Annotated in this window: 16 protein-coding genes and 1 pseudogene; 6 read left to right on the top strand and 11 right to left on the bottom strand. The window is 47.6% G+C overall.

The window, feature by feature from the left end; genetic code table 11:
* Positions 1-41 precede the first annotated feature (41 nt).
* On the bottom strand, positions 42-563 hold the full coding sequence (locus tag ACHZCX_RS21090; protein ID WP_319589174.1) for a hypothetical protein: 522 nt from the start codon (positions 561-563) through the stop codon (positions 42-44).
* Positions 564-684: 121 nt separating this feature from the next.
* Here ACHZCX_RS21090 and ACHZCX_RS21085 point away from each other — a divergent pair, with 121 nt between their 5' ends.
* Together ACHZCX_RS21085 and ACHZCX_RS21080 are read left to right on the top strand one after the other, a co-directional pair.
* Positions 685-1,011 (top strand): transposase, encoded by a 327-nt coding sequence (locus ACHZCX_RS21085; protein WP_319585208.1) that lies wholly within the window; start codon positions 685-687, stop codon positions 1,009-1,011.
* A 74-nt stretch (positions 1,012-1,085) separates the two neighbouring features.
* Entirely contained in the window at positions 1,086-2,027 is a 942-nt protein-coding gene (locus ACHZCX_RS21080) for an IS3 family transposase (protein ID WP_319585350.1), read from the top strand.
* On the opposite strand, the gene ACHZCX_RS21075 is transcribed toward ACHZCX_RS21080, so the two are convergent.
* The 4 genes from ACHZCX_RS21075 to ACHZCX_RS21060 form a co-directional block, all read right to left on the bottom strand.
* Positions 1,972-2,319 (bottom strand): DUF4258 domain-containing protein, encoded by a 348-nt coding sequence (locus ACHZCX_RS21075; RefSeq protein ID WP_319589173.1) that lies wholly within the window; start codon positions 2,317-2,319, stop codon positions 1,972-1,974. The two genes, ACHZCX_RS21080 and ACHZCX_RS21075, sit on opposite strands and share 56 nt — an antisense overlap.
* 633 nt (positions 2,320-2,952) lie before the next feature.
* A protein-coding gene (locus tag ACHZCX_RS21070) for an IS3 family transposase (RefSeq protein ID WP_319585211.1) occupies positions 2,953-4,100 on the bottom strand; the annotation gives its coding sequence in 2 pieces (ribosomal slippage) (positions 2,953-3,842 and positions 3,842-4,100; 1,149 coding nt in all).
* Between the two features lie 28 nt (positions 4,101-4,128).
* Positions 4,129-4,641: a hypothetical protein gene (locus ACHZCX_RS21065; protein WP_319589172.1), complete on the bottom strand. Its 513-nt coding sequence runs from the start codon at positions 4,639-4,641 to the stop codon at positions 4,129-4,131.
* On the bottom strand, positions 4,638-5,246 hold the full coding sequence (locus ACHZCX_RS21060) for a hypothetical protein (protein ID WP_319589171.1): 609 nt from the start codon (positions 5,244-5,246) through the stop codon (positions 4,638-4,640). Before ACHZCX_RS21060 ends, ACHZCX_RS21065 begins: the two co-directional genes overlap by 4 nt.
* A gap of 161 nt (positions 5,247-5,407) precedes the next feature.
* Between ACHZCX_RS21060 and ACHZCX_RS21055 the strand changes: the two genes are divergently transcribed.
* Complete coding sequence (locus ACHZCX_RS21055; protein WP_319585365.1) at positions 5,408-6,676, top strand: IS256 family transposase; 1,269 nt, start codon at positions 5,408-5,410, stop codon at positions 6,674-6,676.
* Between the two features lie 273 nt (positions 6,677-6,949).
* Here ACHZCX_RS21055 and ACHZCX_RS21050 read toward each other — a convergent pair whose 3' ends face one another.
* The 4 genes from ACHZCX_RS21050 to ACHZCX_RS21035 all read right to left on the bottom strand — a co-directional run bounded on the left by ACHZCX_RS21050 (position 6,950) and on the right by ACHZCX_RS21035 (position 9,917).
* Entirely contained in the window at positions 6,950-7,195 is a 246-nt protein-coding gene (locus ACHZCX_RS21050) for a hypothetical protein (RefSeq protein WP_319589170.1), read from the bottom strand.
* A 263-nt stretch (positions 7,196-7,458) separates the two neighbouring features.
* Positions 7,459-7,659, bottom strand: a complete 201-nt coding sequence (locus ACHZCX_RS21045) for a hypothetical protein (protein WP_319589169.1) — start codon at positions 7,657-7,659, stop codon at positions 7,459-7,461.
* 133 nt (positions 7,660-7,792) lie between these two features.
* The gene (locus ACHZCX_RS21040) at positions 7,793-9,658 is read right to left on the bottom strand and encodes a hypothetical protein (RefSeq protein ID WP_319589168.1); all 1,866 of its coding nucleotides are present in this window, start codon (positions 9,656-9,658) and stop codon (positions 7,793-7,795) included.
* A 7-nt stretch (positions 9,659-9,665) separates the two neighbouring features.
* Entirely contained in the window at positions 9,666-9,917 is a 252-nt protein-coding gene (locus ACHZCX_RS21035; RefSeq protein WP_319589167.1) for a hypothetical protein, read from the bottom strand.
* A gap of 134 nt (positions 9,918-10,051) precedes the next feature.
* Here ACHZCX_RS21035 and ACHZCX_RS21030 point away from each other — a divergent pair, with 134 nt between their 5' ends.
* Together ACHZCX_RS21030 and ACHZCX_RS21025 are read left to right on the top strand one after the other, a co-directional pair.
* The gene (locus ACHZCX_RS21030) at positions 10,052-10,483 is read left to right on the top strand and encodes a helix-turn-helix domain-containing protein (protein ID WP_394708856.1); all 432 of its coding nucleotides are present in this window, start codon (positions 10,052-10,054) and stop codon (positions 10,481-10,483) included.
* A gap of 15 nt (positions 10,484-10,498) precedes the next feature.
* On the top strand, positions 10,499-10,897 hold the full coding sequence (locus tag ACHZCX_RS21025) for a hypothetical protein (protein ID WP_319589165.1): 399 nt from the start codon (positions 10,499-10,501) through the stop codon (positions 10,895-10,897).
* Positions 10,898-10,919: 22 nt separating this feature from the next.
* Here the strand turns inward: ACHZCX_RS21025 and ACHZCX_RS21020 are convergent.
* Positions 10,920-11,405: pseudogene (locus ACHZCX_RS21020) on the bottom strand (site-specific integrase); the annotation flags it as partial.
* 116 nt (positions 11,406-11,521) lie between these two features.
* On the opposite strand from ACHZCX_RS21020, the gene ACHZCX_RS21015 reads away from it, so the two are divergent.
* Positions 11,522-12,751 carry an ISL3 family transposase gene (locus ACHZCX_RS21015; protein ID WP_319585207.1) on the top strand — a complete coding sequence of 410 codons (1,230 nt, stop codon included), beginning with the start codon at positions 11,522-11,524 and terminating at the stop codon, positions 12,749-12,751.
* On the opposite strand, the gene ACHZCX_RS21010 is transcribed toward ACHZCX_RS21015, so the two are convergent.
* Positions 12,716-13,366, bottom strand: coding sequence for a hypothetical protein (locus ACHZCX_RS21010; RefSeq protein WP_319589163.1), 651 nt, complete (start codon positions 13,364-13,366; stop codon positions 12,716-12,718). The genes ACHZCX_RS21015 and ACHZCX_RS21010 overlap by 36 nt on opposite strands.
* Between the last annotated feature and the right edge of the window lie 69 nt (positions 13,367-13,435).

Raw genomic sequence — 13,435 nt, 5'->3', positions numbered from 1 at the left:
TATTCTTTGCACCAAGTGCACTGAAAATGCACTGAAATTTCTTAAGCTGGGACGCATCCTGTCCGGTTACGCATTAGCCAATCTGATGGGGTTAATTCAATCCGATAAGGGATAATCGAGGGGGTACGCTTTCCGGTATCAACGCGTTCAAACGTCCCCCGGCATTCTTCAACACCTTCACGCACATAAATGATGTAAAGAGAACGGATCAACCTATCAATCGTTTTTGAGATAGGCTTTTTTCCGTTCTCTATCCTCGAAAGATGCTCAGCTGCAATCCCAAGCATCATGGCAAATTCTTTACCGTTTTTCCTCATCTCTTTCCGGAAAAATATAACCTCTTTTCCCGACAGCTCTTCTTCCTTTCGGCAAAGATCTTCACCAATAGCCCGGTGGAGCTGTTTGATTTGGGGGAACTCAGTATATGCCTCCCCACACTCTTTGCATTTGTATTGTTTGATCCCGACGAGGTAAACACCATCGAGTCCACACTGTGTATAATGATACGGAACGCCCATACTGACTTCAATTTGTGACGAATCGCATTGGTAACAATTTTTCATAATCCCCTCAACAGACCGTTATAATCATTTGCTCTCTGTCGCTCAGAACAGCAGAAATGACAACTCCTTGTGTCTTGGTTCAACGGGAATAGGACTTTTGAGCTGTTCATGATAAACCATTATGAACGGAGGAAAGTCCATGCGAAAGAAACGTCACAACTACAGCCCTGAAGAGAAGGTAATCATCCTCAAGCGCCACCTGGTTGGCCGGGAAACGGTATCGGATCTCTGCGATGAATACCAACTGCAGCCGAATACATTCTACGGTTGGCAAAAGCAGTTTTTCGAAAAGGGAGCTGCTGCTTTTGCCCTAGAAAACAAAGACTCCAAGAAGGTACAAGAACAACGAATCCATCAGCTTGAAGATAAATTGCGTCGGAAACATGAAGTTCTTTCCGAGTTGCTGGAGGAGCATATCCAGTTAAAAAAAGAACTTGGGGAGCTCTGAATGGTAGCTGGGTTCCTCATGATACACGTGATACCGTTGTTGATTTCAGCAAGCATTGGAGCAAGAAAGCTGAAGTGGCCCTGCAAGAGATCATCGCTTGGCTGGCCGTTTCCAGGAGCAAGTTTTATGCATGGATCAAGCGGTACGGCAAGGCCAACGAACATAATGGGCTGATCCCCCGGGATTTCTGGCTTGAACCTTGGGAACGGGCAGCGATCGTCAATTTTGCTGTCAACAATCCCCTTGAGGGGTATCGGCGGTTGACGTTTATGCTACTGGATCAGGACATCGTTGCCGTCAGCCCCAGCAGCACCTGGCGAGTTCTAGGCCAGGCAGGGTTGCTGCAGAAATGGAACCGGAAGAAAAGCCTCAAGGGCACCGGCTTTGTGCAACCGCTCAGGCCCCATGACCATTGGCATGTGGACATTTCTTATATCAACATCTGCGGCACATTTTATTATTTGTGCAGCATTCTCGATGGATGCAGTCGTTTCATTGTCCACTGGGAGATCAGGGAACAGATGACGGAAATGGATGTGGAGATCATCCTGCAACGCGCCAAGGAGCACTTTCCCGAAGCCCGGCCAAGGATCATTTCAGATAACGGGCCACAATTTATTGCCAAGGATTTCAAAGAATTCATCCGTATCTCGGGAATGACGCATGTGCGGACATCGCCATATTATCCGCAGTCCAACGGCAAATTGGAACGGTTCCACGCAACCATCAAGGGGGAATGTATTCGTCCCGGTGTCCCGCTTTCCCTTGACGATGCCCGAAGAATGGTTGAAGGGTTTATCCATCACTACAACAACGTCAGGTTGCACAGCGCCATCGGATATATCGCGCCGATGGACAAATTGAACGGCAGAGAACAGGAAATATTCAAAGAGCGAGACAAAAAACTGGAAAAAGCCCGGGAACTGAGAAAGAAAAAACGACTTCGTGCCTACGGGCCAATCACCCCAAGGGGAGATAATACGGCTCCCCATAACCCCTTAATGCAAACAGCTTGAATGTCCATTTCCAACTGAGGCGGAACACTTGCTCATGGTCTATGGTTTTTCCACTTACTTTATATTTCCAATTTTTACGGGTTTTATCAAATTCATGTTCGATGACCCGACCGTTTTCAAGTATTGCTTCGACATCCTGGATGGTAAATTTTCGCTCTTCCATTCTTTCGAAAGCATGGTCGCTGAAAATGGTTCTTCCATGGTCAAGGATATGACGGATAAGTCCGATTGCCTCATCGTTAGAAAGCACCGCGTCCCATTTGTATGTGGAATTCCATCTCCGTTCACCCATGTGATCATCTTAGGTTATTATTGATCATAGGTCAACAGGGTATGTATCTCCGAGGAGGAAAAGTCTTGAAACAAGTTCACCAAGTTCACCAAGTTTACATTTACCTCTGCCTTATGCCAAAAACGGATAGGCATGATGAACACAGGGCGGAAAAAAAGGGGGCTGGGGGCACCCCAGATAGCGTATGCGGAGCATAGCGTAGGGCAGTTAAACAAAAACTTGGCAGGAGTGTCGAGGATTGATAGGTCGGGAGATTAGGCCGAAGAGGGAAACCACTTCTCCTTTCACAGGGGCAGTTTACGGGGTATCGCTTTACCGGGGTACAAGTATGCGCATAGCACCGAGAGTGCGTGATCTATAAAAAATAAGCTGATCGGGTCCCTTTAGATTACGTGCGCTCAATAAGAGTCACGATGCGGTAGTTTTCCCAAAGGACTGGCTCTACATTGCCGTGCAATTTTCCCTTGCGGGCGAGTTATTGCGAACTCATTTATGAGTATCATACTAAATCTCCTGTATATTTTTTCAACTCTTTTTTCAGATGAGCGGTTTCATCTTTGAGGTGGTCGGGGTTTGTGAGACATCCTGAGGTGTGAAATAAGCAATGTTGCTTTTATTATACAGTTACAGGCCTCAGGCTGCCTTGCTCAATTGTTCGATTCGTTTTGAATAAGCCTCATTTGGAGTCTGCTTGTCAAGTGACGAATGTTTTCTTTTCTCATTATACCAGCCGAACCAGGAAGTCAGATCCTTGACAAGCTCAGTTCCCGTTTCGTATGACTTCAGGTAGATCCTTTCGTATTTCAGGGTGCGCCAAAGTCGCTCGATAAAGATATTGTCCTTGAATCGTCCTTTGCCGTCCATGCTGATTTTGACGTTCCAGGCCTTGAGGACTGAGGTGAACGCTTCGCTGGTGAATTGGCACCCCTGATCAGTATTGAATATCTCAGGAGCGCCATATTTAAAGAGAGCCTCTTTCAAAGCCTCAACGCAAAATCTGGTGTCCAGAGTGTTGGATAGTCGCCAGGCGAGAACCTTTCTGGTGGCCCAATCCATGATCGCGATCAGGTACATGAAACCCCGAGCCATAGGGATGTAGGTGATGTCAGTCGCCCACACCTGATCGGGCCTGTCAATGGTCACTCCCCGGAGCAGATAGGGATAGACCGGATGCTTCGGCTGTCGCCTGCTGGTGCCCGGCTTGGGAGCTAAAGACTCGATGCCCATGACCCGCATTAAGCGACGGACACGACCTCTTCCCACCACGAGTTCGGGAGTTGTGAGGTGATCAGCAAAGGAACGGCTCCCCATCCAGGGGTGCTCAATATAGAGTTTGTCTATCCGGGCCATCAGTTCCAAATCACCAACACGTAGACCGAAGCCAAGGCCGCGGTAATAGTTGGAACGAGGCAGTCCGAAAAGCTGGCAGCAACGCTGAACAGAAACTTCAGGATGTCCCATAGCGATCACCTGTTGTTTCTGCGCCCGGCCAAGTTCAGACCGGGCAGATTGGCTAAAAAATCGTTCTCAACCTTGAGCTTGCCGATCTGACGGTGGAGCTCGGCCACTTCGGCCTCATGGTTGACTTCTTTCTTCTTGCCCTTGCCAAAAAGCTCAGAAGCGTTCTTGGTCAGATCCTGCTTCCAGCGGGTGATCTGGGTCGGGTGAACCCGGTACTCAGTAGCCAGTTCAGCCAGAGTCTTGGACTCCGACAGTGCGGCCAGGGCTACTGTGGCCTTAAATTCTGCGCTGTGACGTGGACGATGAGGTGGGTTTGACATTGAACTTCTCCTTGCAAAATAGGTTGGTTCATTGCTTATACACCTGTCTCAATAATCGGCACCTCTTCACTTTTAAGGCATTATTCTCTTGTTTTAATAGCTTGTTGTTTAGTTTGGATTCCTCAAATTTTTTTTCAAGGTTTGCCGCTTTTTTTATCACAGATTGCTTATCGGCAACCTCTGCCTCGCGTACTTGGAGTACTATTTCCCGCGCCTTAAAGGCCTTTTTTTCTTTGAATAGCGGTGCAAGCCTTTCCTCTTGATTTTTCAGGATCGCTGCGTGCAACGCCAAGTTTAGATAATCGGCTTTTTTCCCCTCTTCCATTTCTTGTCTAGCATTTACAAAAGAATCAACAGCTGAATTTAGTACTGCGAACAACGGTACCCCTGCCAACATCAAAAACCAGCCTTGTTGGTGGCCAAACAAGAAAACCCATCCTGATTTCCAGCTGTACTCGGCGAGATTGATATACCCCCAAGCGACAACAATAGTCGCACCTGCCAATGCTGCCACAAACGACATCCATATATATTTATTCATCTCAAATAAGCCTCTGTAGTTTCTTTATTGAAGTGGCCTACTTCCTGGGCTACAGTTTCTTTTGCATCCTCGTACATCTTGCCGCTCCTCTGAAGCTCCGCCATGCGTTCTTGGGCATAACTGTGCCGAAGTCCATGTGCCCCCCTGGACCAGCCAAGTGTTCGTTTAGAGGCCTCTGTGAAACTCGCGCTCCACCGGTTTCCCCCGCTGACATTATATCGCTGCTGATAATGAATACCCCGATCTGTTACTCTTATGGGTTCAGATAGACGTCTAGCTTCAAGTCGATCCGCCAGGTTTCGTGGGATCATTACTTCACGCACCAGTCCACCTTTGCCCTGGACGGTGTACCGCACGCCATCACGGCCACTGAATCTGTCGGCATTCCATCCACGGTGAATCGAGGGGCCGCGTTCCTCGACCCGTTGCAGGGTCAGCAACTCATGCGCTCGTAATCCGGCGCTGTACGCAATCTCCGTTGCAAGTCCGTTACGTTCGGTTTGCGCTGCGGCCACCAGAAGCACCTGGTCGGAAGTGTAGGTCCGGCAGGTAAGGCGAGTTTCCTGGAGGCTTTTGACCATTTCCAATTTTTGTCCTAAGTGCATCTGGATTGCCTGCCGATCCAGGTCAAGCGTCTTTTGGCTCACCTCGCCAGCCCGATGGAGCTATGATCGAAAGTGGTGTTTGAGAGAGCCATAAAAAACAAATGACGTATCCTGTTGAAATGAGTTCGCCAAAACTTAATTCCAACAAAAAAGGATACGTCATGAGTAAGAGTAAAATTATTGCCTTTAAAAAGCCAGGGGATATTTCCGAGGATCCATTAACCGAGTTGCTCCGCACCGGAGCCAGGCAACTGATCGCCAACGCTGTTGAAGCTGAACTCTATGGATATCTCCGCCAATTTATCGGCCTCAAAGATGAGAACGGCCACCAGCAAATTGTTCGCAATGGATATTTGCCGGAACGGGAGCTCCAAACTGGTATCGGCCCTGTTGCCGTCCGGGTTCCAAAGATTCGCGATAAACGTGGACAAGGCATCAAATTCAATTCGACGCTGTTGCCGCCCTATGTCCGGAAAACCAGGAGCATTGAGGAGGTGTTACCTTGGCTTTATCTCAAAGGCATCTCCACAGGCGATTTTCAAGAAGCATTACAGGCTCTTCTAGGCCGGGATGCAAAAGGGCTGTCAGCCTCCACGATCAGTCGCTGCAAGCAAATATGGGAGGAAGAGCACGACGCGTGGAACCGGCGGAGGATGGAAAACAAACGGTACGTGTATATCTGGGCAGATGGCGTGTACTTCAACATCCGCAGTGATGACGCCAAGCAATGCATTCTCGTCATTATCGGTGTCACCGAACACGGACGGAAGGAATTTGTCGCCATTGAAGACGGCTATCGGGAATCCGAACAGAGCTGGTCGGAGCTGCTGTTACGCCTCAAAGCGCAAGGACTCGGACATGCTCCCAAGCTGGCGGTCGGCGACGGTGCTCTGGGGTTTTGGAAAGCGTTAAGTAAGGTATTTCCCAAAACAGTCCAGCAACGCTGTTGGGTTCATAAGACGGCCAATGTGCTCAACAAAGTTCCGAAGTTGGTGCAGCCCAAGGTGAAGCAGGCGTTGCATGAGATCTGGATGGCCCCAACGAAACAGGATGCCTTCAATGCCTTTGACGTTGCTCTTTCGACCTACTCGGCAAAATACCCAAAAGCCATGGAATGCCTGGAAAAGGATAAAGAGCAGATGTTGGCTTTTTATAATTTTCCTGCCATTCATTGGCAACATATACGGACATCCAACCCCATTGAATCAACCTTTGCCACCGTGCGCCTGAGGACGGCAAAAACAAGGGGATGTATTGCCAGGCATACGATCTTGGCCATGGTGTACAAGCTCGGCCAAAGTGCTCAAAAAAGGTGGCGTAAGTTGAGAGGCTTCAAGCTACTGGCTGAGGTAATACGAGGTGTTCAATTCAAAGATGGAGAATCTGTCACCTCATTAACTGATAGCGAGCTCAACAGGGCCATCGTTTGAGATTGTTTCCTAAACACCAGACTTGACCATAACTCAGCCCGATGTTGCAGATAACTCATTGCCATTTCCGGTTTTGTACCGGCACGGAAGAGAGAACCGCCGTTGCTCTCCCGTATAAATTTGGCATAGCCCGTGAGGGCTTGCGTGTATGACCGAGCCGTACCAAGGCTATGTATTTTGCCGTCGCTGTTGTTGCCATGCCGGGGCGTATTTAGTGCCAGTTTTTGGGAGACTGCCCCTCTTGCTTGTGATTTCGGACTCTTGCCCATTTGCTCACCTCTTCGTTCGCAAAAAACGACAGATTGACATACGGGTAATTTTGACGCTATGGCGAACAGATAGCCATTCAGCCAAGACGGCAAGACTTGCTCCAGCCTGACGCATCGCTACCAGCTCGCCGGTGTATTTGTCCAACTTACTTCTTCCCTGGACATAATTTCCCCGCTTGGCTTTTCGCAGCCGGGCTTTAATTGCTTCGACCTCTTTTGCCGCATCAAAAGCGGTATTATTTTGCACCACGGTGTGACCTCAATTATATCGTTGAAACAGTAACTCGATTGAGAAAAACGTAGATAGTTTTGATAACTCGGACTTTGTAACGCGGATATAGCGGAACGCTAGACGCTACGCCGCCCCCCGCTATGTTGGCGCAGCCTAACATAGCGGGGGGCGGTTTGGACGCGACGCGTAACAAAACCAGCACCCGTCTCAACAGGGCAACCGCCCTGTTCCCCCTTGTGGCCAACAGCCACATTATGGGAGACTGAAAGCCGACCCACATCTTATGATTTTGTTTCCGGCTCTCCACATATTTGGCTGAAATTTTCCGGCGTTCGCCAGGTTAGGCTTAAATCTTCAATTCCGATTTCTAAGATGCCGGTTTCTGGATTGATGGTAAACCTTTCCGGGATTGATGCTGTTGCCCGTGCCTGAGATATAGGGGCTGGTGACTTTGTTCTTTTGCTAAAAAACGGAAATTTCATTAAAAATTCTCCTTTTTTGTTTTTTTGCTTATCTCGTTATATTCCGTTGAAATTGAGAAAAACATGCTTCATTAAAAAAAATGCCGCCTTTCTCATGTGTTATCTTCACGCACTCGGGTGACTCGCCCTATTTTTATTCGGGCGTATGTGACCCCATGGTTTTCAACAAGCAGGTATAACCGTGCTTACCCGGACGGTCCGAAATTCGGGCGTTAATCCCTATGAGACGAAGGGCCGGAGCAACCCGCCTCAATCCATCGGCAAAACCTTTTGGTGACCGGGGCCAGGCTTCACCTTCTGGACGATGAGGGGTGACCGCCTCGAACAACCCTTTTACTGTTCCCTCGTAACCTGCAAGGTTTCTGTCTAGATACGCCAGGCATGCCACCGCAACCGGCGAGGCATCAAGCGTTCTGTGAACTCCATCTCGCCTTTTTTCTTCGTAATCGGCTAGGAACTCTCCAGGTTTTCGCCCGTTTACTCGATAAACGGCTTCCCCTAGATGAGCAAAATCCGCCATCCGTGGTCGTTTGTTTTCCGGTATTTCGATTTTCGGGAGTTCCATAAGCACGTTGACAAACAAATCCAACAGACCTCCTAGAATCTCACCTTTGAACTGCTCGAATGATTGTTTGATTTCCACTTCGGACAACCGTGCTTCGATGGATGGCAAGTCTATGTGAACCGTCCGGCCAAGTAAATCTTGGGCCGTGACAATGGTTGCAATCCCATTGAGCATGACGGGCCGCTTAACATCCATGACCGTTTCTTCGCCATTAGTGTATAGCGTCCGGCTTGAGAAACCTCCGCCAGTTGCCAACACACAGAGCGCGTCTTGATATTCCGACTTTATACACGACAAATTATTGTAGGAAATGACGTGCGCGTTCTTGGCAGAAATGAAAACATCTTCGATGGTTTTTGGGGCTGCCCGAAGATTAACCCGATTGGGATCGATGAATTCTCTGAGGTATTGCTGGGTTGAACTTTTGGCGCTCCCCTCCTCGCCAGTCAGCTCAAGAACCGCATAGGGGGTTTCGGTTCGCAGGCATTCCAGCATCCACGCTAAAACAATAAGCCGCTCTTCGGGTGGAATATTAACAACCCTCCATAGTCGGGATAAATCACCGCCTGATACAGGTTCTGGCAAGGCGCGCATGGATGCCGTTCGGATAAACATTACTGGCGGGGCCGGATCGATCCGCCAACCAGTAGACTTGACTTCTACTGCTCGCCACAAATCATCACACAAATCGAGCCAGACTGCACCATCATGGTTAGCGACTCGCAACGGAACAGACCGTGCCTCCCCCTCGAATTTAGCAATCCCGCCTAAAGTTGAGATTGCGGCTTTGAGGGATTTTTCTCCTGGAACCCGCCTACGCTCAATGTAGCACTGAAACGTCAGCCACTCCCGAAAGCCCTCGCTAGTGATTCGCCAACATTCCCGATGTCCCGACCTCACAAATACAGCGTAAGGGTCATTGTCCAGGCAATGAAACAAGGTGCAGCGAGTCTTAGCCATTTCCATCAATAAATCAGCGGATTCCTTTTCGGCTTCATTGTCCTCGCCATCACGAATCGCTGCATCTAAATCTGAAATTCGTATATCAGTTGATGACTTCTTGATCTTGAGCCGCATTCGCTGGAACTCTGCTGGGTTTGATTGTCGCATCAATCGCAGAGCGCCTAGGACGGTGGACTCAAACACTGCACCAACATCAGGACTATCACCAGTGACCTTGTCAACCGCTGCCATAATTGTAGCTTTTGCGTCTTCAAATCCGTTCGCCGAATCGGCCGAAGATTCGTCCTTGTTGGCAACTTCGGACTGACAGTCTGTTGCAGTAAATGCCATCCGGTGATATTCGTTGGAACTAATGACGTGATCGTTACAAGCGAACTCGCGCATAAATTCCCATTCGCGGGGCAGAACCTCCGGCAGATATTTATGAGTGCGGATTTGCGGCTCGTGATTAATTATGCCTATATCAATCATTGGTGCATCACGCCTCCATTCGGGCGGAATCGACTTGCATGAAAAAAGCGACCTCATCGATTAGCACCCGCTTTCCAACTTTTCTGAAACACGAGTTAAACCCGTTAGTTGCGCGATTAAAAATCAACCACCGAAGTGAATTTTCGGTGAACGCGCTATATTTCTTGGAAAAATCTTTTATCGTTAAATAATTTTTTATTTTCGGCTCGCTGCTTTGATTCTGGCACTCCATAATTGTTCCTGGCTGTATTGTTTCCATTTCCGCTCCTTTTGGGATTGTAATTTTTACCACCATGATTTAAACCAAAATTAAACGAATCCAAACTAATACCGTTTGTAAACTACTCTAAACTAATCTTGATAACAAGGAAAATGCTTACGTTAGCTGAATTTTTGAAAAAAAAAGAAAATCAGGAAATTATAGTTAAAAAAATAATAGAGAAGCTTAGAACGAATGGAGAGTGGGGAAAACATGGGTTGTTCGCTAAAATTGGTAAAAAAACCGGGTTTTCACCCGCTTACGTGGGGCAAGTATTTAATGGAAATAAGCCGATCAGAGAAAGTTTTGTTGAAAAAATGGCGGACTATTTAGGAGTGCCCGTGGAGTTGCTTCGTAGGGGAACTGACAAGATTGACAACGCGGCGAGGGGTAGTATCGATTTAGTGCTTCTTGAAAGAATAGTTAAAACCGTTGAGGAATTTCTTAAAAAAGATGGCACATTTGACATGCCTGGAGAAAAGAAAAACGAATTGATTAAATTACTTTATAATAAATATTCAGGAAGGGAAGTTGACATCAAAGAAAGCGAGATTTTGTCAAAATAATTATAAGTATTATTGATGAAAAAAATTTATTCACTAGATGATTTTAAAAAAAATAAAAATAAGATATCTGAAACTCAATTTGACGAGACAACAGATGCTATAAAAAAATTACTCTCAGAGCAAGGCACTTCACCATTAGTAATTGAAGAAATTGAGAATAAATTAAATTCTCTGAAGGATAATTTTTTAACTTTACCATCAAAAACAGTTTTATCGATATTAAATGTATTCCTCGTTTTGAGTTGTTTTCCATTAAGTTGCTTGGCTATCTATGTTATTTTTCATGCAGATTTTTTAATTAATAATAAAATTGAAACGATATCATATCTGATAACTATTTTTTATATTCTTTTGGTGTCAATTAATTTTGCAGAAATTAAATACAGGGCGTTATCGCGAATAATTAAGTGGTAATTGAACGGTACCTTGCAGTTAATCACCTAAATATTTTCTCGTTCATCGAAGCCACAACACTTCCGACATGCGTTTCTGATAAATGGCTGTACCGCTTGACCATGGACAGGGTTTTATGGCCGAGGATCGCGGCGATGTCAAGTAATGGGGCTCCATTCATCGCCAAGTAAGACGCTGCGCTGTGGCGAAGATCGTGGAAGTGAAAGTTTGTTACCTCAGCTTTTTTCAAGGCAGTCATCCAAGCTGTTCTGATGGATGCAGGACCACGGTTCAAGGCAAGTGTGCCGGGAAATACAAGATTGCTGTCGCCTCGAAGGTCTTTCTCCTTCAACTCCTGAAGTAAACTTAGCGCCTTCCCCGCCAGGTGAACCGTTCTTCTCTCACCGTTCTTAGTGTCGTGCAGAGTTATCCGTTTATTGGCGAAATCGATATCATCCCAAGTGAGATTTAGTATCTCCCCCTGTCGCATGCCCGTGCTGAGAGCCAACACAACAATGGTGAAAAGCAAAGAATTGAGGTTCCCCGCACGAAACGGTGCGTAAAACAGCTTAACAAATTTAAAAGCATGAGTTCTTTTAGGTAGATAAAGGCCGGCCAGCCAATAATCTATCTACAGAGGAACTCATGCTTGTTGAACAGATAATCAAACAGACGGTTGATTTGCAAGGTTTTCGAGTACATACGGTCACCAAAGACTCCGATGGAATAATCGCTGAAATTCGTCCTGATGCCCGCCACAGGGTGCGATGCGGGTCATGCGGACATCCTGCCGTCTACCGGGATCGGCGAGAGGTGCGATTCTTTCGCCACGTGCCTCTGTGGAATATACCTGTCTGGGTCAAATATGTACCTCGTCGGGTGTCTTGTTCTCGATGTGGAGGCGTCCGCACGGAGAAACTTCCCTGGGTGACGGGCAAGCAACGCTTTACTCTTGCCTACAGTTGCTACCTGGCCAAGTGGGCCGAGATGCTGCCCTGGTACTCTGTCGCCAAACTGTTCAGTTGTGCCTGGGGTACGGTTGCCACAGCAGTCAAAAGCGTAGTGAAATATGGCATGGAGCATCGCGATCTCAGCGGCATTACGCATATTGGTATTGATGAGATTTCGCGGAAAAAAGGTCATGTCTACCTCACCAATGTGTACGATCTCCGCTCAAAAACCTTGATCTGGAGCGGGGTTGAAAGAACCAAAGATACCTTGCGCAGCTTTTTCAACTACCTCGGGCCAGAGCGGACAAACAAACTCCAGGGCATCTGTTGCGATATGTGGAAGCCCTATGTCGAGGTGATCAAGGAATGTGCTCCGCAGGCAACTCTTGTTTTTGATAAATTTCATATCGTTCGCCACCTGATGGAAGCGGTTGATCAAGTCCGGCGAGATGAGATCCGAGAAAAAGGAAAGGAACACAAGGAGCTCATGAAGGACAGCCGGTATATCTGGCTTAAGAATCCTTGGAACCTTACGCCGAAGCAAAGGATCAGACTCAGCAGCCTTGAGCATATGAATCTGAAGATCAACAGGGCCTATCTCCTCAAAGAGCGCTTTCGAGATTTATGGTCCTATAAGACAAAAACCTGGGCCAGGAAGCACTTGAAGCAGTGGTTTTGGTGGGCAACGCATTCTCGCCTGGAACCCTTACGCGAGTTTGCCTGGATGGTCCGACGCCATGAAGAAAACATCCTGACCTGGTTCCACATGCCCATCAGCAACGGCACTGTCGAAGGGCTCAACAATAAAGCCAAAGTCGTCAGCCACAAGGCCTATGGGTTCAGAACAGCTGACCTCTTTATCTGCAACCTCTACCACTGTATGGGCAACTTACCGGCCATACCGCTCATGCACCGTTTCATGTGAGGAACCAGAATTGACACTGCTCTGACATGCTGCCAGCAAGCGCTCTCTTTCGTCATCAGACAAGAATCTAACGCGGCCCAGCGGTTCAGTCTGTTTCTGAACATTCTTCATAGGATTAATTTCCAGCCACTCCCATTGGGTCGAAGCGATAGAGAGGCAACCACCGAGAGCGGCCAAGTATCGGTTTACTGTGGCCTTGCTGCGGAATCTCTCTGTCGTGATGATGGAGTCACCAACCTTCCGGGTTGTGAAATATGGTTCCTTAAGCAAACGATCTCGAATGCTGACAATTAAGGGTGTGGTGACATCCGACAGGAGCTTGGCGCCAATCTGCTCTTTCCAGTACAACAAGTGTCTGGTTGTATTGCGAACATCCTTTTTTCCAGGCACAACGTCATCGATATATCTATCGATCATTTCAGTGACAGTATGCCGCTTCGACTCCACCGTTTTGAAATGACGGCCATCGCGTATGGCACTTTCTGTATCTTGAGCCCATTTCTTTGCGTCGGTCTTCCTGGAAAACGTGGCAGATTGAGCGGGGAACCCTTTCAATCGAATGAGCACTCGATACTTTATACCGTTCTTGCCCTTGACCTCCTGAATATTTGCCATGGTTGCACCTCATCAAAGTGTCCCGGCTTTCGCCGGTCGGAAACAACAGAAAAGGACGCCATGAGGGGA

It is taken from the genome of uncultured Desulfobulbus sp., from assembly GCF_963662935.2.
GTDB lineage: Bacteria > Desulfobacterota > Desulfobulbia > Desulfobulbales > Desulfobulbaceae > Desulfobulbus.
The sequence above is the reverse complement of the archived record's forward strand: the minus strand, read 5'-3'. Positions and strand labels throughout refer to the sequence as shown.

Excerpts from the sequence above, each read along its gene's own strand:
- ACHZCX_RS21010 (WP_319589163.1), bottom strand. The coding sequence starts at position 13,366 with ATGGCAAATATTCAGGAGGTCAAGGGCAAGAACGGTATAAAGTATCGA.
- ACHZCX_RS21090 (WP_319589174.1), bottom strand. The coding sequence starts at position 563 with ATGAAAAATTGTTACCAATGCGATTCGTCACAAATTGAAGTCAGTATG.
- ACHZCX_RS21085 (WP_319585208.1), top strand. The coding sequence starts at position 685 with ATGAACGGAGGAAAGTCCATGCGAAAGAAACGTCACAACTACAGCCCT.
- ACHZCX_RS21040 (WP_319589168.1), bottom strand. The coding sequence starts at position 9,658 with ATGATTGATATAGGCATAATTAATCACGAGCCGCAAATCCGCACTCAT.
- ACHZCX_RS21065 (WP_319589172.1), bottom strand. The coding sequence starts at position 4,641 with ATGAATAAATATATATGGATGTCGTTTGTGGCAGCATTGGCAGGTGCG.
- ACHZCX_RS21045 (WP_319589169.1), bottom strand. The coding sequence starts at position 7,659 with ATGAAATTTCCGTTTTTTAGCAAAAGAACAAAGTCACCAGCCCCTATA.
- ACHZCX_RS21035 (WP_319589167.1), bottom strand. The coding sequence starts at position 9,917 with ATGGAAACAATACAGCCAGGAACAATTATGGAGTGCCAGAATCAAAGC.
- ACHZCX_RS21015 (WP_319585207.1), top strand. The coding sequence starts at position 11,522 with ATGCTTGTTGAACAGATAATCAAACAGACGGTTGATTTGCAAGGTTTT.
- ACHZCX_RS21025 (WP_319589165.1), top strand. The coding sequence starts at position 10,499 with ATGAAAAAAATTTATTCACTAGATGATTTTAAAAAAAATAAAAATAAG.
- ACHZCX_RS21060 (WP_319589171.1), bottom strand. The coding sequence starts at position 5,246 with ATGCACTTAGGACAAAAATTGGAAATGGTCAAAAGCCTCCAGGAAACT.
- ACHZCX_RS21075 (WP_319589173.1), bottom strand. The coding sequence starts at position 2,319 with ATGGGTGAACGGAGATGGAATTCCACATACAAATGGGACGCGGTGCTT.
- ACHZCX_RS21055 (WP_319585365.1), top strand. The coding sequence starts at position 5,408 with ATGAGTAAGAGTAAAATTATTGCCTTTAAAAAGCCAGGGGATATTTCC.